The organism is Sphingomonas sp. Leaf231 (assembly GCF_001421995.1).
Lineage (GTDB): Bacteria > Pseudomonadota > Alphaproteobacteria > Sphingomonadales > Sphingomonadaceae > Sphingomonas.
The window spans coordinates 1155736-1173734 of sequence record NZ_LMLS01000001.1 but is presented as its reverse complement, the minus strand read 5'-3'; the positions used below and the strand labels follow the sequence as shown (position 1 = coordinate 1173734).

The 17999-nt window shown below is 67.3% G+C and carries 16 protein-coding genes; 9 read left to right on the top strand and 7 right to left on the bottom strand.

What is annotated here, in order from left to right:
* Positions 1-45: 45 nt before the first annotated feature.
* From ASE95_RS05500 to ASE95_RS05485, 4 genes are all read right to left on the bottom strand, one after another.
* Positions 46-816 (bottom strand): 3'-5' exonuclease, encoded by a 771-nt coding sequence (locus tag ASE95_RS05500; RefSeq protein WP_235528196.1) that lies wholly within the window; start codon positions 814-816, stop codon positions 46-48.
* A gap of 152 nt (positions 817-968) precedes the next feature.
* On the bottom strand, positions 969-1646 hold the full coding sequence (locus ASE95_RS05495; protein ID WP_056632449.1) for a DUF1013 domain-containing protein: 678 nt from the start codon (positions 1644-1646) through the stop codon (positions 969-971).
* Positions 1647-1766: 120 nt separating this feature from the next.
* Positions 1767-2789: a glycosyltransferase family 4 protein gene (locus tag ASE95_RS05490; protein WP_056632446.1), complete on the bottom strand. Its 1023-nt coding sequence runs from the start codon at positions 2787-2789 to the stop codon at positions 1767-1769.
* Positions 2789-3745, bottom strand: coding sequence for a UDP-2,3-diacylglucosamine diphosphatase (locus ASE95_RS05485; RefSeq protein ID WP_082449559.1), 957 nt, complete (start codon positions 3743-3745; stop codon positions 2789-2791). The genes ASE95_RS05490 and ASE95_RS05485 overlap by 1 nt, the downstream gene beginning before the upstream one ends.
* A gap of 489 nt (positions 3746-4234) precedes the next feature.
* Here ASE95_RS05485 and ASE95_RS05480 point away from each other — a divergent pair, with 489 nt between their 5' ends.
* The 6 genes from ASE95_RS05480 (at position 4235) to ASE95_RS05455 (ending at position 11311) form a co-directional block, all read left to right on the top strand.
* The gene (locus tag ASE95_RS05480) at positions 4235-5221 is read left to right on the top strand and encodes an NAD(P)H-dependent flavin oxidoreductase (RefSeq protein ID WP_056632444.1); all 987 of its coding nucleotides are present in this window, start codon (positions 4235-4237) and stop codon (positions 5219-5221) included.
* Positions 5222-5413: 192 nt separating this feature from the next.
* The gene (locus ASE95_RS05475; protein ID WP_056632441.1) at positions 5414-6079 is read left to right on the top strand and encodes a hypothetical protein; all 666 of its coding nucleotides are present in this window, start codon (positions 5414-5416) and stop codon (positions 6077-6079) included.
* A 47-nt stretch (positions 6080-6126) separates the two neighbouring features.
* Positions 6127-6870 (top strand): trehalose-phosphatase, encoded by a 744-nt coding sequence (otsB, locus tag ASE95_RS05470; RefSeq protein WP_056632438.1) that lies wholly within the window; start codon positions 6127-6129, stop codon positions 6868-6870.
* Positions 6867-8651 (top strand): glycoside hydrolase family 15 protein, encoded by a 1785-nt coding sequence (locus tag ASE95_RS05465; protein ID WP_056632435.1) that lies wholly within the window; start codon positions 6867-6869, stop codon positions 8649-8651. The genes otsB and ASE95_RS05465 overlap by 4 nt, the downstream gene beginning before the upstream one ends.
* Positions 8648-10042, top strand: a complete 1395-nt coding sequence (otsA, locus tag ASE95_RS05460; RefSeq protein ID WP_056632432.1) for an alpha,alpha-trehalose-phosphate synthase (UDP-forming) — start codon at positions 8648-8650, stop codon at positions 10040-10042. The genes ASE95_RS05465 and otsA overlap by 4 nt, the downstream gene beginning before the upstream one ends.
* Positions 10043-10153: 111 nt before the next feature.
* Entirely contained in the window at positions 10154-11311 is a 1158-nt protein-coding gene (locus ASE95_RS05455) for a GGDEF domain-containing protein (RefSeq protein WP_056632429.1), read from the top strand.
* Here the strand turns inward: ASE95_RS05455 and ASE95_RS05450 are convergent.
* The 3 genes from ASE95_RS05450 to ASE95_RS05440 form a co-directional block, all read right to left on the bottom strand.
* Positions 11284-12369 (bottom strand): mechanosensitive ion channel family protein, encoded by a 1086-nt coding sequence (locus tag ASE95_RS05450; RefSeq protein WP_056632426.1) that lies wholly within the window; start codon positions 12367-12369, stop codon positions 11284-11286. The two genes, ASE95_RS05455 and ASE95_RS05450, sit on opposite strands and share 28 nt — an antisense overlap.
* 96 nt (positions 12370-12465) lie before the next feature.
* Complete coding sequence (locus ASE95_RS05445) at positions 12466-14103, bottom strand: long-chain-fatty-acid--CoA ligase (RefSeq protein WP_156347882.1); 1638 nt, start codon at positions 14101-14103, stop codon at positions 12466-12468.
* 104 nt (positions 14104-14207) lie between these two features.
* Positions 14208-16007 (bottom strand): peptide MFS transporter, encoded by a 1800-nt coding sequence (locus ASE95_RS05440; protein ID WP_056632423.1) that lies wholly within the window; start codon positions 16005-16007, stop codon positions 14208-14210.
* Between the two features lie 124 nt (positions 16008-16131).
* Between ASE95_RS05440 and ASE95_RS05435 the strand changes: the two genes are divergently transcribed.
* The 3 genes from ASE95_RS05435 (at position 16132) to ASE95_RS05425 (ending at position 17652) form a co-directional block, all read left to right on the top strand.
* Positions 16132-16710: a nitroreductase family protein gene (locus ASE95_RS05435; RefSeq protein ID WP_056632420.1), complete on the top strand. Its 579-nt coding sequence runs from the start codon at positions 16132-16134 to the stop codon at positions 16708-16710.
* An 80-nt stretch (positions 16711-16790) separates the two neighbouring features.
* Positions 16791-17147 (top strand): GntR family transcriptional regulator, encoded by a 357-nt coding sequence (locus ASE95_RS05430; protein WP_056632417.1) that lies wholly within the window; start codon positions 16791-16793, stop codon positions 17145-17147.
* Positions 17148-17151: 4 nt separating this feature from the next.
* On the top strand, positions 17152-17652 hold the full coding sequence (locus ASE95_RS05425; protein ID WP_156347881.1) for a hypothetical protein: 501 nt from the start codon (positions 17152-17154) through the stop codon (positions 17650-17652).
* The last annotated feature ends 347 nt before the right edge of the window (positions 17653-17999 follow it).

Here is a 17999-nt window from a genome sequence, read left to right as displayed (position 1 = left end):
TGAGCGCGAAAAAGGCGAGCCCGGACGGCGAACGCCGTTCTGCGCTTACAGCAGCAATTCCTGCGCGGTCATGCGGCCGACGTGACCGCCGCCGCGCCGACGTGCCATCTCGGTTTCGGCGGTGAAGCGCACATCCGGGTCGCGATCGGTGAGGAACTTGACGAGGCTCTCCTCCTCGATCTCGCGCCAGTCCTTGCCGCGATCGGGGCCGTAGCGGACGCGCGGCAACAGACCGGGTTCACCGGACCATTGGATCAACTGCGCCGCCGAGGCCTCGTTCAGCTGGTCGCGCAGATGGTGGGCGGTGACATAGGCGTCGGGGAAGGCGCGGTGCGCGGGCAGGCCGCGTTCGTGATCCAACCCATCGGGCTTGCGCCAGTAGCGCAGCACCTGATTGGAGTAGCTGGGCATATCGGGCCACAGCCGCAGCGCGCACTTCCACGTGCAGATCCAGTCCGCGCCATGGGTCAGCGCCGGCGTGCAGAATTGCTCCTCGAACGCGGCGCGGTGCGCCGCCAGCGCGATGCGGCGCGGATAGGGATCGAGCACCTGTCGGGCGACATCGTGCCACCACGGCGCGTCGGCGACATCCTCGTCACGGATGTGATGGATCGCCTGGGTGATCGCCGGCATCGGACGCCCCGGATTGACGAGAATGCTGCCGCCTTCACCGTATAAATCCCAACGACCGTCGGTGCCGAGCGCGACATCCTGCCAGCCGACTTCGCACACCGCATGCGCGGGCGGGGCAGCGCCGGTGGTTTCGAGGTCGATGACGCGGATGATCTGCGACTGTGTGCGGCGGGGGTACATCATGCACGACCGATGTGGGGCGGCGGGGCACGGAATGCCAGCGTCGCGCAGATACGCGTGAAACGACACGGCCCCGGCCTCCGCCCCTGCGATAGGCGATTGCCGGGGCCGATGTAGTGTCCGTGCGTTTGGGTTCGGCGAACGCGCCCGGCGGGTCAGCGGCGGAACGGATCCTCGAACGCCGGGCGGACCGGGGCGACGCCATCGACCGACGCCTCCGCATCGCGCGCCGCCTGCTCGCGCTCGGCACGCAGCGAGGCGATCAGCGCCTCGCGATCGCCGTCGAGGCGGGTGTCGGTGGGCGAAGCTTCGATGCCCGCTGCCTTGGCCGCCTTGCCGACCGCCGCATCCAGCTCACGCTGCGTAGTGAGGCCGAGCGTCACCGGATCCTTCGGCGTGATGTTGCCGATGTTCCAGTGGCTGCGGTCGCGGATCGCGGCGATCGTGGTGCGGGTGGTGCCGATCAGATTGCTGATCGCGCCGTCGGTGATCTCCGGATGGTTGCGGATGATCCACGCGATGCCATCGGGCTTGTCCTGACGCTTCGACACGGGCGTGTAGCGCGGACCCTTCGTGCGGCGCACCTGGTCCGGCCCCTTGGTCATCGTCATGCGATACTTCGGATTGGCCTGCGCCTTGTCGATCTCGTCCTGCGTCAGTTCGTGCGCGCGAACCGGATCGCGCCCGGTCAGCTTGGTGGCGGCGGTGTCGTCGGCGATCGCCTGCACCTCAAGGATGTGCAGCCCGCAGAAATCGGCGATCTGCTCGAACGAAAGCGCCGTGTTGTCGACGAGCCACGAGGCGGTCGCGTGCGGCATGAGCGGCTGGGCCATGCGGAAAGTCTCCATAAATGCAAAGGGCCGCCCCTTCCCGGAGCGGCCGCCTGTTGCAGACGGACTTAGTGCGTGGCGCGGGCTAGGGCAAGCGCGCTCACACGGCAACGGGATGACCGCCTAGGCCGCGCGGGACAGGCCGGTGTCGAACGGTTCGAGTGCGTCGAGGAACTGTCGCGCGCTGGCCGGCCAGGTGAAGCCCGCGCCGGCCGTGGCGCAGGCGGCGCAGTCCAGCGCCAGCGCCTGCGTGATGGCGTGCGCCAAATCGTCATGCATCGCGCCCGTCGCCGGGGTCAGCACGTCGAGCGGGCCGGGCACCGGGAAGGCGGCGACGGGCGTGCCGCAGGCCAGCGCCTCGATCATCACAAGCCCGAACGTGTCGGTGCGGCTCGGGAACACCAACGCATCGGCGGTACGATAGGCGGCGGCGAGATCCGCCCCGAACAGCGCACCGAGGAAGATCGCATGCGGGAACTGGCGTGCCAGCGCGCCGCGCGCCGGGCCGTCGCCGACCACCACTTTCGTGCCGGGTATGTCGGCGGACAGGAAGGCGGCGATGTTCTTTTCCACCGCGACCCGCCCGACGTGGAGCAGCACCGGGCCGGGCAGCGCGGCCATCGCGGCATCGCGCGGGCCGGCGGGGGCAAAGACCGGCGCGACGCCTCGGCCCCAGCGCCGGACGCGGGTGAGGCCGTGAGCGTTCAGTGCGCGCTCGATCGTCGGGGTCGACGCCAGCACCGCGGCGGCGGGCGCATGAAACCAGCGGACGTAGCGCCAGATCCATTCGGGATCGGCACCGGTGCGCGCCGCGACATAGTCCGGGAATTGCGTGTGATATGCGGTGGTGAACGGTAGCCCGCGCGACAGGCACCAGCGCCGCGCCGCGACGCCGAGCGGCCCCTCCGTGGCGATGTGCACCGCCTGCGCGCCGGATGCGGCGATGCGCCGACCGATTGCGGCGGGCGACATCAACGCCAGCCGGATTTCGGGATAGGTCGGGCAGGGAAGCGACGGCGCATCGGCGGGCGAGACGACCAGTACGTCGTGGCCGCCACCGCGCAATTCGGCGATGACGCACTCCAGCGTCCGCACGACGCCGTTGACCTGCGGCGTCCACGCATCGGTGACGATCGCGATCCGCATCACGCCGCCAGCGCGGCGACCGGCACGCCGTGGCGACGCGCGATCTCGTCACCCCAATGCAGGATCTCCATCCTCCCGTCGAGATGTTCGACCAGCGCGGTGCACCCCTCCACCCAGTCACCGTCGTTGTAGTAGGAGATGCCGGAGATCTCCCGCATCTCGGCGGTGTGGATATGGCCGCACACGACGCCGTCGACCCCGCGGCTGCCCGCCGCCTCCGCCACGATTTCTTCGAAGCGCGAGATGAACGCGACGGCGTTCTTGACCTTCGCCTTGGCGTGCTTGCTGAGTGACCAATAGGGCATGCCGAACTTGCGGCGTACCGCGCTGACCGCGCGGTTCAGCGTCATCAACCCGGTGTAAGCGGCGTCGCCGACGTGGGCGAGCCAGCGGTGCGACAGCGTGATCGCATCGAATTCGTCGCCGTGCAGCACCAGCAGACGGCGTCCGTCCGCGGTTTCATGCACCGCCTTGCGCCGGATGCTGATCCCGCCGAAATCCAGCCCTGCGAACTGGCGGAACATCTCGTCATGATTGCCGGGAATGTAGATCATCCGCGTGCCGCGCCGCGCGCGCTTCATCAGCCGCCAGATGACGTCATTGTGCGCGGCGGGCCAGTAGAAGCGCTTCTTCATCTGCCAGCCGTCGACGATGTCGCCGACCAGATACATCGTCTCGCTATCGACGTGATCGAGGAAGTCGATCAGCATATCGGCATTGCAGCCGCGGGTGCCGAGATGCACGTCGCTGATCCAGATCGTGCGGTAGCGGCGACGCTCCCCCGCTGGCTCCTCCGGACGATGTGGGCGCGAGTTCGCGAAGTCGAACAGATCGGTGACGTCGGCGAGATACCCGGCGGCAGGGGCAAGATGCCCGCTGGCGGGTGCTGGCGCAAAGGACGCCGAAGCGGGCAAGGAACGCGGGCGTATGTCGAGCGGGTCGGCGATCGGCGGCATGGGCGGCTCTCCCTTGCCGCCGTTATGCCGCCTTGATGTGACGCCCGCGTCTCGTTGTGGTGACGGGTGCGTAACCGATCGATGACGTTTTCGCGTCGTGCCTCGACCGGTTGCGCCGGGTGAACCTAGGGAGCGAGCTGCGCGATCGCGTCGGCGGCGGCGCCGACCATTCCCCAGCTGACCGCCACCAAAGCCGTCAGAACGGCAAAGCGACGACGCGGCGAAAAATTGTAGCCCGAGACCATTTCAGCAATCCTCACCCTTCTTGTTATGACACATGGATGACACAGGTTTCGGGACTCGAAAAGAGCAAACTGACCCGTTTCGGCCAGATTATTGCGATCAGTGGAATCGATTGCTACGCACCGGCAATCGCCGGCATGTTGCCATGGCGCAGCGCCCCCCGTAACCAGGGGCATGACGAACACCCAGACCGCCGCTTCTCCTGACCCAACCACCGATATCGGCGCTCGCCGCCTGACCAGCCGCATGGAGCGCGGCGCGGCGTTCCTGGGTAGCGAGGTGGCGATCATGGCCGGCGCGATGTCGTGGGTGTCGGAGCGGCATCTGGTGTCGGCGATGTCGAACGCCGGCGGCTTCGGGGTGATCGCATGCGGCGCGATGACGCCGGCGCTGCTCGATGCCGAGATCGCCGCGACGAAGGCGATGACCGACCGGCCGTTCGGCGTGAACCTGATCACCATGCACCCCGATCTGACCGCGTTGATCGAGGTGTGCGCGCGCCACGCCGTCGGACATGTCGTGCTGGCCGGCGGATTGCCGCCCAAGGGGTCGCTGGAGGAGATAAAGGCATCGGGCGCGAAGGTGATCTGCTTCGCCCCGACGCTGGCGCTCGCCAAGAAGCTGATCCGGAGCGGCGTGGACGCGCTGGTGATCGAGGGGATGGAAGCGGGCGGGCATATCGGCCCGGTATCGACCAGCGTGCTGGCGCAGGAGATGCTGCCCGAACTGGCCGGCGTGGTGCCGGTGTTCGTCGCGGGCGGGATCGGGCGTGGGGAAGCGATCGCGGGGTATCTCGACATGGGGGCGGCGGGCGTCCAGATCGGCACGCGCTTCGTGTGCGCGAGCGAGAGCATCGCCCATCCCAATTTCAAGAAGGCGTTCATCCGCGCATCCGCGCGCGACGCTGTGGCGAGCGTGCAGATCGATCCGCGGCTGCCGGTGATCCCGGTGCGCGCGCTGAAGAACGCCGGCGGCGAATTGTTCTCCGCCCGGCAGCGCGAGGTAGCGCAGTCGCTGGACGAAGGCCGGCTGGCGATGGCCGAGGCGCAGTTGCAGATCGAACATTACTGGGCAGGTGCGCTGCGCCGCGCGGTGATCGACGGCGATGTCGAGCATGGCAGCGTAATGGCAGGGCAGTCGGTGGGCATGGTGACGAAGGAAGAGCCGATCGCCGACATCATCGCGGCATTGATGGAGGAGGCCGCGCAGGCGTTCGATCGCCGCGCGGGATAGTCTCCCATCCGTGAAGCGAGTGCCGGTGAGGCGGCCGGTGCGGTTGGGCCGGCGTTGCCGGAGCGACGGAGCCGGTTCGAGGGGCAACGACTCGCTTGGCCGCGTCTGGCGCACGGCACGGCGGGTGGCGTCTTCCGCCGAACGTGCCAGGATGGGAACGCGTGCATCACGCGTCTTAAAAGGGATTTCACGATGCGCCTGCGCCTGTTCGCCGCGGTTGCGGCGTCCATTCTTGCCGCGGCCTGTTCGCGCACGCCCCCGCCGGGGCCGCCTGCACCGCCGCCGCCGCCCGTGACGGCGATGGTGCCGGCTCCGATGCCGGCGGGTGCGCGGCCGGGGATGCGAATTCCGGCGCGATTGCCCGACGGACGCTGGGCGACGCCCAACGCCGGGCTGTCGGCATCGGGGACGACATGGCACCTGCGCGCCGCGCTGAACGTCGCGGTGCTGGCGTGTCGGGGGCCGCAGCAGACCGAGATGGTCAACGCCTACAACGCGTTGCTCAACAGCCGCAAAGCGGAACTGGCCAATGCGCAAAGTGGATTGCAGGGCGAGTATCGCGCCACGCGCGGCAAGGCGTGGGAGGATGCGTTCGATGACCAGATGACGCGGCTCTACAATTTCTTTGCCCAGGATTTTGCGCATAATGGCTTTTGCAGCGCGGCGCAGGATGCGCTGAGCGCGGTGGCGACGGTGCCGCCCGCGGGGCTGCCGGCGTTCGCGGCGCAGCGCCTGCCTGCACTGGAAGCGCCGTTCACCGACTTCTTCACCGCCTATGATCGCTGGCAGACGGGCGGGCTGGTGCGCGCGCCCGCGCCAGCCGCGGCGGCAGGGGAAAAGGTCGCCGCCGCCGGATGATCGTTGCGCTGTTGCATCGAAACGCCGCGCGCGTCGTTTGAGGCCGGATGAGCGATCTCGCCCCCCCGCCGCCCGCGCTGCTAAGCGACGCCAGCCTGTTCCTAGATTTCGACGGGACGCTGGTGGAGATCGCCGATACCCCCGACGCGGTGGCGGTGGGCGCGGATGTCGCCCCGTTGCTGACGCGGCTGGGCGACGCGTTGCCGGGCGGCGTGGCGATCGTCAGCGGTCGCCCGGTGCATGAGGTGCGTACGCTGATCGCCCCGGCGGCGCTGGCGATCGCGGGCAGCCACGGTCTGGAAATCGCCGCGGTCGACGGGACGATCGCCGCGCCCGAACGGCCCGAGGCGCTGGATGCGGCGCTGGCAACGTCGCGCGCGTTCGCGGACGAACATCCCGGCACGCTGATCGAGGACAAGCCGTTCGGGGTGGGACTGCATTACCGCGCCGCGCCTTCGACCGGAGAGGCGGTGACCGCCCTGGCCGAGGAGTTGGCCGCGACCCACGATCTGCACCTTCAGCACGGCAAGATGGTCGTCGAACTAAGGCTTTCCGGGCGGGACAAGGGTGCGGCGGTCGACTGGTTGATGGCGGAACCTGCACGCCACCGCACGGTTCCTGTCTTCGTGGGGGATGACGTGACCGACGAAGCCGGCTTCGCCGCCGCTGTCGCGCTGGGCGGCGCGGGCGTGCTGGTCGGCCCGGCGCGCGCCACTGCCGCAACTTACCGGGTGGACTGCGTCGCCGACGTGCTCGCCTGGCTCGACGCCGCCTGCAGGGAGATGACATGACGACGACGCTGGATCTGTGGCCGATCGGCAATTGCCAGGTCAGTGCGCTGGTCGATCGGCAGGGCCGTTTCGTCTGGGGATGCGTGCCGCGCGTCGATGGCGATCCGCTGTTCTCCGCGCTGCTGGGCGGCGACGCACCTGACACGGGTTATTGGGGGATCACGCTGGAGGACAGCGTATCGGTGGAGCAGGAATATATCCGCAACACCCCGATCCTGGTCACCACCCACCGCGACGCGCATGGCGGCGCGATCGAGGTGATCGATTTCTGCCCGCGGTTCCAGCGCGAGGGGCGGACCTATCGCCCGGTCGGCTACGCGCGGATCGTGCGCCCGATCGCGGGTAGCCCACGCGTGCGCGTGTCGTTGCGCCCGACCTGCGGCTGGGGCGGAGGGTGTCGCGAGCAGATCGGCGGATCGAACCACCTACGCCTGTTGCTCGACACGATCGCGCTGCGGCTGACCACCACTGCCCCGATCGCGATGGTGCAGGGCGAACATGCGTTCCGCGTCGAGCGTCCGCTGCACTTCTTCCTGGGGCCGGACGAAGGTTTCCAAGGCGATCTGGCCAGCACCGTCGACCTGATGCTGTATCGCACCACGCAGGACTGGCAGGGCTGGGTACGTGGGCTGGCGGTGCCACTGGAATGGCAGGAGGTGGTGATCCGCTGCGCGATCACGCTGAAGCTGTGCCAGCACGAGGAAACCGGCGCGATCGTCGCCGCGCTGACCACATCGGTGCCGGAACACGCCGGGTCGCAGCGCAACTGGGATTATCGCTACTGCTGGATCCGCGACGCCTATTACACGGTTCAGGCGCTGAACCGGCTGGGTGCGCTGGATGTCCTGGAGGGGTATCTGGGTTACCTCCGCAACATCGTCGACGGAGCGCGGGGCGGGCATATCCAGCCGCTGTACGGCGTGCTGGGCGAGCCGCAGTTGCCGGAACGGATCGAGGAAGCCTTGCCGGGCTATCGTGGTATGGGTCCGGTGCGGGTCGGCAACCAGGCCGCCGAGCAGATCCAGCATGACGCCTATGGCCAGATCGTGCTGTGTTCGGTCCACGCCTTCTTCGACCAGCGGCTGTTCCGGTTGAGCGGGCGCGAGGATTTCGAGGCGCTGGAGCGCGTGGGCGAGCGGGCCTGGGCCTATTACGATCAGCCCGATGCGGGGCTGTGGGAATTGCGTACCCGGCAAAGCGTCCACACCTATTCGAGCGCGATGTGCTGGGCGGCGTGCGACCGGCTGGCCAACGCCGCCGAACGGCTGAAGCTGGCCGATCGCGAGGCATTATGGTCGGAACGCGCTCAGGTGATCCGCGACCGCATCGAAAGCGCGGCGTGGCGCGAGGATACGCGCCGGATGTCGGCGACCTTCGCCGGCGACGATCTGGACGCCAGCGTGCTGCAATTGCTCGACCTTCGCTTCCTTGAGGCGGACGATCCACGCTTCCTCGACACGCTGGTGGCGATCGAGAAGGGATTGCGGCGCGGGTCGACGATGCTGCGTTACGACACGGAGGACGATTTCGGGCTGCCGGAGACCGCGTTCAACGTTTGCACCTTCTGGTTGATCGAGGCGCTATTCCTGACCGGACGTACCGATGAGGCGCGGGTGCTGTTCGAGGAGATGCTGACGCGGTGCACCGCGGCCGGGCTGCTGTCCGAGGACATCGATCCCCAGAGTGGGGAATTGTGGGGAAATTATCCGCAAACCTATTCGTTGGTCGGCATGATCAATTGTGCCGCCATGCTGAGCAAACCGTGGAGTAGTATCCGGTGAGTCGCCTGATCGTCATCTCCAACCGGGTCACCGCGCCGCAGGGTTCCACTGCCGGCGCGCAGGGCGGGCTGGCGGTCGCGCTCGCCGCCGCGCTGCGCGATCGCGGCGGCATGTGGTTCGGCTGGTCGGGGGAGCAGACCGATCAGTTCAGCGGCCATATCAATTTCCAGCGCAATCAAGGCGTGACGACCGCGACGGTCGATCTGGAAGAGCAGGACGTCCAGGAATATTATGACGGTTACGCCAACCGTACGTTATGGCCGCTGTTCCACTATCGCATCGATCTTGCGGAATATGAGCGCGATTTCGCAGGCGGGTACAAGCGCACGAACCAGCGGTTCGCCGACACCGTCCGCCCGCTGATCGAGCCGGACGACGTCATCTGGATTCAGGATTATCACATGTTTCCGCTGGGTGCGGAACTGCGCGACCGCGGATGCACGAACCGCATCGGATTCTTCCTGCACATCCCGTGGCCGCCGCGCCGGCTATTGGGCACGCTGCCCAATGCGCAGGCGCTGGTCGAATCGCTGTTCTCCTACGATCTGATCGGTTTCCACACCGAGGAATGGCTGGAGTCGTTCTGCGACTTCGCCCGCCACGACATGGGTGCGACGATCGAGGGAAATGTCGCGCATTACAACGGCCGTCAGGTCGAGCTGATCGCGTGCCCGATCGGAATCGACGCGGTCGAATTCGCCGAGATGTCGAAGAGCGTACCCGCGCGGCTCGCCTATCGCCGGATGCGTGACAGCGCCGATGGACGGGACATGATCGTCGGGGTCGACCGGCTCGATTATTCGAAGGGGCTGGAAGAGCGTTTCCTGGGGTACGAGCGGTTCCTCAACGAGCATCCTGAGGAGCGCAAGGAGGTGTTCCTGCTCCAGATCGCGCCGCCCAGCCGGGTGTCGGTGGAAAGCTACCAGCGCATTCGCCAATCGCTCGAAGGGCTGTCCGGGCGGATCAACGGCGCTTATGCCGACGTCGACTGGGTGCCGATCCGCTACGTCAATCAGGGCTATCCGCGTAACCAGCTGGCGGGCATCTACCGCGCCGCCAAGATCGGGCTGGTGACCCCGCTGCGTGACGGGATGAATCTGGTGGCGAAGGAATATGTGGCCGCGCAGGACCCCGAAGATCCGGGCGTGCTGGTGCTGTCACGCTTCGCCGGGGCGGCCGAGCAAATGGGTGAGGCATTGCTGGTCAACCCATATAGCGCCGAGGAAGTATCGGACGCGATCTTCCAGGCGTTGCGCATGTCGCGCGAGGAACGGGTGCGGCGCTGGCAGTCGTTGATGGCCAGCGTGCAGGAACAGGACGTCACATGGTGGTCGGCGACGTTCCTCGCCGCGTTGGAACGGGCCGAGGCAACCACCGCTTCGGTGGAGTGATCCCCGGCGGTAGATCTGAACCGGGACGCCGTTAACGCTGCGGGGCCGATTGTCAGTTCACGCCGGTTGCCGCACAACCTGCGATGCGGAGCAACAGCACGGTAGCGGTACGTGGACGGTGCGATTTATGCCCTGATCGTAAATGTCTGCGTCGCGGTGTTGTTCGCCGCGACGTTCGCCGTCCTTCGCGCGTCCTACCCGCGACAGCCTGGTCCGGGCTGGTTCTGCGCCACCTACACGCTGGGCATCTTCTCGCCGTTGAGCGAGCTGGGCGTGCGATTCAGCCCGCTGACCCCGGTGTTCACGACGACCAGCTACGTGGCGCTCGTGGCCTCCGCGGCGTGCTTCACCAAGGGTGTGGCGGTGCTTTCGGGGCGGCCGTTGCCCCGCATGATGCTGCCGGCGATCATCGTGGTCGCAGCGGCCGGGCGGCTGTCGCTCGACGATCGGGCGCGCAACACGCTGGGCTATGGCCTGATCTACCAATTTCCGTTTTGTGCGATGCTTCTGCTGTGCACCTCGATGTCGATCGGCGCGGTACGCGGCACGCGCGATCCGATGTGGGCGGCGCAAGGCGTGCTGTTCGCGATCACCGCCAGCTATTTTGCGATCAAGCCGTTCTTCGCCGCCGCGTTCGGTTCGGGCGCAACGGTGCGCGAGTATACCACCAGTTCCTACGCGTTGTTCTCGCAGGCGTTCGGCGGGTTGTTGACGATCATGGCCGCGTTGACGGTGTTGTTGATGATCGTGCGGGCAGCGTTGCAGACGACGCGCGATGAATCCGAAACGGACATGCTGACCGAGGTCGCCAATCGCCGCGGATTCGAGCGGCGGGCGGTGCGGCGGATCGCCGCGAGCCGCCGCGAGGGCGATCCGATGGCCGCGGTGATGCTGGACATCGATCTGTTCAAGCAGATCAACGACCGGTTCGGTCATGCGACCGGCGACAAGGTGCTTCATGCCGTGGCGCAGGCGATCTGCGAAGCCGTGCCCAACGATGCGTTGGTCGCGAGGCTGGGCGGCGAGGAATTCGTCGCATTGCTGAGCCGAACGACGTTGCGCGGCGCCGTGCTGACCGGCGAGGCGATCCGCGCCGCCGTCGCCGGACTGGGCCCGCTCCTGCCGCCCGTGACGGTTAGCGGCGGCATCGCCACGCTGCGCCCGGACGATACGTTGGCGAGTCTGCTCGATCGCGCCGACCGCCGCACCTATGAGGCGAAGGCTGCCGGTCGCGACCGGATCTACCCGGCGCTGTCACCCGATACATAGGCGCGGTGGCGGAACAGCGCGGCGGGCTGTTCCGCGCGGATGTGCGCCAGTAACGCCTCGCGTATGTCGCAGCGCAGATCGAAGGCGGTGGAGGCGTCCTTGGCGGTCATCAGCCCGCGCAATTCGACCGAGCCGTCGGCCTTCACGTCGGTGACCTGCAGGTTCCAGAAGCGCCCGTCCCAACGCGGGTTGGCGGTGACGATCTCACCCAGCTTCACGCGCAGCGCGTCGACATCGGTCGCCGCGTCGACGTACCAGAACACGCTGCCGAGCAGCGCGCTGGACTGACGGGTCCAGTTCTGGAAACTCTGTTCGAGGAACTTGGAGACCGGGACGACCAGCCGCCGCTCGTCCCAGATCTTCACGACGACATAGGTCAGGCGGATCTCCTCGATCCTCCCCCATTCGCCGTCGATGATGACGACGTCATCGATGCGGATCGGTTCGGTGAAGATCATCTGAAAGCCGGCGATCAGGTTCTTGAGTGCCGGCTGCGCGGCGGCACCGACCGCCAGCGCGCCAAGCCCCGCCGAGGCGGCCAGCGTCACGCCCAGGCTGCGCACGCTGGGGATGGTCATAAGCATCGTGCAGACGGTGACCAGCAGGATGAGCGACACGAAGATCCGCTGGAAGATGCCGAGCCGCGTGCGGCGGCGCCGTGCGCGCAAATTGTCGGCCACGCTGATATCGGCGTGGCGGATCATGACGTCGGTGGCGGTGCCCACCGCGACCACCGCACACCACCCCATCAGTCCGGGGACGAGCAGGGCCGCGATCCGGGCCCATAACGTCGCCTGCCCGCGCGTCAGGTCCAGCGCGGGCTGCACCGCCGCCAGCGCGATCGCGAGCATCAGCCAGCGCAGCAGCTTGCGGATTCGCTCGACGAACAAGGCCGAGGCGCTGTCGGGGCGGGCGGCGGTGGCGCGTCGCGCGACCCAGATGATGACGCGGTGCATGACCAGCGCGACCAGCAACGCCGCCGCCACGTACAACATGTCGATCAGCCAGCCCGGCAGGTCGTGCAGCCATCCCCGCGCGGCCCTGATCCAGTCGGCCATCGTCTCTCTCATGTCATTTGGTGATGGCAGCGCAACGATGCGGCGGGGCGGGGTGTTCCGGAAAAGCGTTCGTTACCGCGAGGCTGCGGCGAGCAGTTATTCCGGCACATCCGGCAGCCGATAGTCCGCGAACTGCCGCCGTAGCAGTTTCTTGTCGATCTTGCCCGTCGCGCCAAGCGGGATCGTATCGACTGCCACTACGTCGTCGGGCATCCACCAGCGGGCGATCCGCCCGTCGAGGAACGCCAGCAATGCGGCCTTGTCGATGGACATGCCGGGAGCGGGCTGAACCAGCAGGACCGGGCGTTCGTCCCACTTGGGATGCGGAACGCCGATCACCGCGGCGAGCGCAACCGCCGGGTGGCCCGATGCGATATTCTCGATCTCGATCGAACTGATCCACTCGCCGCCCGATTTGACGATGTCCTTGGCCCGGTCGGTGATCTGCATGTAGCCGGCATCGTCGATCGTCGAGACGTCGCCCGTGTCGAAGAACCCTTCGTCATCGAGCACCACGGTATCGTCGCGGAAGTAACCACTGGCGACGGTCGCGCCGCGGATCAGCAGCCGCCCCGATGTATTGCCGTCATGCGGCAGCGACCGGCCGGCATCGTCGACCAGCCTGACGTCCAGCCCGATCTGCAACCGGCCCTGCATCGCCTTGCGGCGCACCTGTTCGTCATAGGGCTGCGCCAGAACGGCGGCGGTGGGGGCCGACAGCGTGGCGAGCGGGGACGTTTCGGTCATGCCCCAGCCCTGCACGACCTCCACACCGTAATCGTCCTGGAACGCGCGTATCAAGGCGGGGGGCGGAGCTGACCCGCCGATGATGACGCGATGAAGCGTAGAGAAGCCGCGCCCGGTGCCGCGTAGATATTGCAGCAGCCCCTGCCACACGGTCGGCACCGCGGTGGAGAAGGTGACGCCTTCCTCCTCGATCAATTCGTAAAGAGATTCGCCATCCATGCGCGCGCCGGGCAGGACCAGCTTCGCTCCGGCGGCGGGCGCGGCATAGACGACCCCCCACGCATTGGCGTGATACATCGGCACGACCAGCAGCGCGGTCTCTCGCTCGGTCAGCGCCAGCGCGTCGACCTGCAGCGCCATCAGCGTGTGCAGGTAATTGGAACGATGCGAATAGAGCACGCCCTTGGGATTGCCGGTCGTGCCCGACGTGTAACACAGGCCGCAGGCCAGCCGCTCGTCGAACCCGCCCCATTGCGCGGTGCCGGCATGCGGGGCGATCCAGTCGTCGAACGCGATGGCGGGAAAATCCACCGCGGGCAGCGCGTCGCGCGCGCACAGGAAGACGACGGTTTCGATCGTCGGTACGTCGCGCACCAATCGCGCCGCCAGCGCAGCGCAGGCCGGATCGGCGAGCAGCAATCGGTCGCCGGCATGCGCGGCGATCCACGCAATCTGTTCGGGGAAGAGCCGTGGATTGAGCGTGTGGAGCACCGCACCGATGTTGGTGGTGCCGTACCACGCCGCCATGTGGCGCGCGCCGTTCCAGCCGAGCGTCGCCACCCGGTCCCCACGCCCGATCCCGGTGGCGAGCAGCGCGTCGGATACCTGGCGCGCGACATGGTGGAGGGTGCGGTAATCGCTGCGTACGATCGTGCCGTCGCCCTCACGCGAAACGATCTCCCGCGTGCCGTGCCAGGTCGCGCCGTGATCGAGGAAGCGATCGACCGTCAGCGCGGTATCCTGCATCAATCCGAACAATTCCGGCATCGGTGCTCCTCTCCTGCCGCAATCGTCATCGTCGATTGCGGCAGGTGGTGCTGCCAGATCGACGCGCGCTTGTCGCGTGTCGATTGATGTCGGTCGCCCGCCGCTCAGCGGACGCCGTGCATCCACCGGCGGATCAGCGGCGACAGCGCCATCAGCACGATGCCGACCCCGATCGCGACCAGACCGATCGTCCAGAAAACGCCGTTGTAGGTATCGAGGCTGACCTTCAGGTTGGTGACCTGTCCGCCGACCGTCTCGACGCTGGCGACCTGCGCGACGATGCCCGCGACATATTGCGCGACCGACACCGACAGGAACCACACGCCCATCATCAGCCCGACCACCCGCGCGATCGACAATTTGGTGACCATCGACAGCCCGACCGGCGAGATGCACAATTCCGCCACCGAGTGGATCAGGTAAAGGCCGGCGAGCCACCAGATCGCGACCTTGAAGTCCGGGCTGGCGAACCGGCCGCCGAAGACGAGGAACAGGAAGCCGAGCCCGACGAGGATCAGCGCGATCGCGAACTTCACCGGGATCGACGGCTCCCGCCCCGCCGCCGCCAGCGTCGTCCACATCGCCGCCATGATCGGAGCGAAGACGACGATGAAGAAGGCGTTGAAGAACTGCGTCTGCCCCGCCGAGAGCGAGAACAGCCCGAACACGGACAAATCGGTGTTGCGATCGGCATAGAGCGTCAGGCTGGACCCCGCCTGTTCGAAGAGCGTCCAGAAGACCACGTTGAAGACGATCAGGATCATCGCCGCGAGCATCATCTGGAATTCGGGTCGCGAACCGTTCCTCCACGACCAGATCAGAATGCCGGGCACCGCGATCAGGAAGGTGCCGAACAGCAGTTTGCCCATCAGCGGCAGCGCCAGCACATAGCCGGTTATCCCTGCGCCCGCGACTGGATCGGGCGCGTTCATCAGGTTGGTGAACAGCAGGTAGAATATCGGCACGCCGATCAGGGCGGCGGCGTAGATGCCCATGGCGCGATCCGGTTGCCCGGTGCGCAGCGGCGGCTCGCCATAGCCGTTGAGCCGGCCGCCATCGAACTGGATCAGCGACCACGACGCCAGCATCCCGACCGCCGCAAGGCCGAACCCGGCCCACCAGCCGACCATCGTCGCGAGCAGCGGGCAGAGCAATTGCGACAGCGTCGAACCGATGTTGATGCCCATGTAGAAGATCGTGAAGCCGGTATCGCGGCGACGGTCCCCGGCCGGGTACAATTCCCCGACCATCGTCGAGATGTTCGGTTTGAAAAAGCCGTTGCCGACCGACACCATGCACAGCGCCAGCAGCATCAGCGTGACGTGGAACGGGCTGCGTTCCCCGTCCGACTGGAAGCCGCCCTTGGCGACGACGCGCGCGGGCTGGCCGTCCGCGCCGAGCAGCGCGACGGTGCCGTCGTCATTGCCCTTGATCGCCAGCCGCTGCGCACCGTCGATCACGTAGCGCGTCTCGACGCCCGCGACGTTCTTCTCGATCGCCACTTCGTAGCGCTCGCCGTCGATCGTCGCGAACGGACGCGCGGTCTCACCGCCGAAGCAGAGCGTGAAATAGCCGATCGCCATCAACACCGCGCCGAATTTCACCGCGCGCTTCGACCCCAGATACTGATCGGCGAGATAGCCGCCGATCAGCGGTGTCAGATAGACGAGCGCGGTGTAACCGCCGTACAGTCCGGTCGCCTGCCGATCACCGAACAGAAAGTGCTGGGTCAGGTAGAGCGTCAGCAGCGCGCGCATGCCGTAGAAGCCGAACCGCTCCCACATTTCGGTGGTGAACAGCCGCGCAAGCTGGCGCGGGTGGCCAAACCACGTCGCCTCCGCCGCAGGATTGACGTGGCTGATATCCGGCTCGCGCGGGGAATCCGCGGTAGGGGTGTCCACCATGGGGGAAAGGCTCTCCTGAATACGGAACGCGGCCCGCGACGTTCCGCGGGGCAAGGTTGCAGCGGAGACTAACGGCAAAGCGCGCGCTGTAAATATCCCGTCACATGCGTTATCCCGCGCGGCGATGTTCAACGACCTTTCCTCGCCGCTGTCGCTGCTGACCACGCGCCGCTCGGGCAAGCCGCGCGATCTCGCCGGGCCGGGGCCGGATCATGCGCAACTCGTGGAGATGATCCGCCTGGCAGGACGCACGCCGGATCACGGCAAGCTGGCACCGTGGCGCTTCGTGATCGTCGGCGACGATCGCCGCGACGCGCTCGCCGCGTTGCTGGTCGGGGCTTATCGGGAGGAACGGCCTGCCGCGGGGCGGGCCGAGATCGAGGCGATGGAACAGTTCGCGCGGCAGGCGCCGACGTTGGTGATCGCCTTGTCCAGCCCGCGCACCGACAGCCATATCCCGTTGTGGGAGCAGGAATTGTCGGCGGGCGCGGCGTGCATGAACCTGCTCCATGCTGTTCATGCGCATGGCTATGCCGGCGGGTGGCTGACGGGGTGGCCGGCGTTTTCCGACCGCGTCCGCGACGCGTTCGGGGCCGCGCCGGAGCGGATCGCCGGATTCTTCTTCATCGGTACGCCGTCGCGCCAGCTCGACGAGCGCCCACGCCCGGACGAAGCGCGATTGTGGAGCGACTGGCAGGGCTAAATGGCGAAACTGCGGTTTCGCAAGGTGCCGTAAAGGCGGTGAAGTCTCGACAGACGCCCCAGTTGGTGTATTAAGGCAGCATGGCAGTGCTCAGCAACGACGACTCGCCGGTGTACCTCCGGCTACGCGGCACGATTGCGGCGGCGATCCTGCGTGGTGAGTTCGGGACCGGCGATCAGCTTCCCTCGGTACGCGCGCTGGCCGCCGAGCATGGCGCCAATCCATTGACGGTCGCCAAGGCGTATCAAAGCTTTCAGGACGACGGCTATGTGGAGGTCCGGCGCGGTGTGGGCATGTTCGTGCTCGCGGGGGCGGTCGACCGGTTGCGCGCCGCGGAGCGCGCCGATTTCATCGCGCAGCAATGGCCGCGGATTTGTGAGCGGATCGATCTGCTGGGGCTGGACGTAGCGACGTTGCTGGAACGTGAGACGGCGTGACGTTTTGACCCGCACCATCCGACGCTTCTTTCCGGTCCTCACGCTGCTCGCGCTCGCCGCCTGTCAGCAGCGCGACGATGCGCCGACGGCTGTGCCGACGCCGACCCCTGTAGCGACTCCTTCCCCATCACCTGCTGCGGTGATGACCGACGACCTGTCGCGCTACGTCGGTGCGTACCCGACCGAAGCCGCGGCGGGAGGGCCGAGCTTCCTGCGGCATCCGGCGGTGCGCAGCGGCGTGGCCGAAGTGGTCAAGGACGTCGTGGTGCGCGATCTGGTGCTGGGCAGCGACGTGACCGCCACCCCGATCGCCATGGTCGAGGGCAAGCTGGTGGCGTTCGGGTGCGAGCCGCACAATTGCGGGCCGCACAATTGGGCGGTCACGGTGAAGCCCGACGGCAGTGCGCCGGCGGTATGTTATTACGATCAGGACCGCCGCGTGGCGCGCTGGTATCCCCAGGGCGCCGGGCCGGCGCCGGTGAACGGATGCCCGTCAGGGGACTGAGGGGCGGCCGCTTGCACTGCGGTCGGTAAAGGTGGAACCCGGGTCGGTCTGGCGCGACGGTGCGGGGTCAGGGCACTGCTTGCCGGTGCATCCCTGAACAGGGGGCGGCCGCGCTGGTGAGCGCGGGCATCCGCATTGTCGCGAGCGTAGCCGGTCGATCGAAAGCGGATCGACGTTCGCCACCGCACGCTGGACCAGCACCGTCGTACCGGGAACCCGGCACGGCGGCCTTCAAGTCGCGAGCCCGCTGGTACTTGCGGTGGCTGATCGCCGAGCCAGGATCAGTCCGGGGCAACGCTGCGCTATGAAGAGGTAAGGACTGGCGGTTCATCCTGGGAGCTGCCTTT

Bases quoted from the DNA above. Each gene is read 5' to 3' on its own strand.
- ASE95_RS05435 (WP_056632420.1), top strand. From the start codon at position 16,132: ATGTTCAACGACCTTTCCTCGCCGCTGTCGCTGCTGACCACGCGCCGC.
- ASE95_RS05485 (WP_082449559.1), bottom strand. From the start codon at position 3,745: ATGCCGCCGATCGCCGACCCGCTCGACATACGCCCGCGTTCCTTGCCC.
- ASE95_RS05440 (WP_056632423.1), bottom strand. From the start codon at position 16,007: ATGGTGGACACCCCTACCGCGGATTCCCCGCGCGAGCCGGATATCAGC.
- ASE95_RS05495 (WP_056632449.1), bottom strand. From the start codon at position 1,646: ATGGCCCAGCCGCTCATGCCGCACGCGACCGCCTCGTGGCTCGTCGAC.
- ASE95_RS05490 (WP_056632446.1), bottom strand. From the start codon at position 2,789: ATGCGGATCGCGATCGTCACCGATGCGTGGACGCCGCAGGTCAACGGC.
- otsB (WP_056632438.1), top strand. From the start codon at position 6,127: ATGAGCGATCTCGCCCCCCCGCCGCCCGCGCTGCTAAGCGACGCCAGC.
- ASE95_RS05465 (WP_056632435.1), top strand. From the start codon at position 6,867: ATGACGACGACGCTGGATCTGTGGCCGATCGGCAATTGCCAGGTCAGT.
- ASE95_RS05450 (WP_056632426.1), bottom strand. From the start codon at position 12,369: ATGGCCGACTGGATCAGGGCCGCGCGGGGATGGCTGCACGACCTGCCG.
- ASE95_RS05430 (WP_056632417.1), top strand. From the start codon at position 16,791: ATGGCAGTGCTCAGCAACGACGACTCGCCGGTGTACCTCCGGCTACGC.
- ASE95_RS05480 (WP_056632444.1), top strand. From the start codon at position 4,235: ATGGAGCGCGGCGCGGCGTTCCTGGGTAGCGAGGTGGCGATCATGGCC.
- ASE95_RS05445 (WP_156347882.1), bottom strand. From the start codon at position 14,103: ATGCCGGAATTGTTCGGATTGATGCAGGATACCGCGCTGACGGTCGAT.
- ASE95_RS05500 (WP_235528196.1), bottom strand. From the start codon at position 816: ATGATGTACCCCCGCCGCACACAGTCGCAGATCATCCGCGTCATCGAC.
- ASE95_RS05475 (WP_056632441.1), top strand. From the start codon at position 5,414: ATGCGCCTGCGCCTGTTCGCCGCGGTTGCGGCGTCCATTCTTGCCGCG.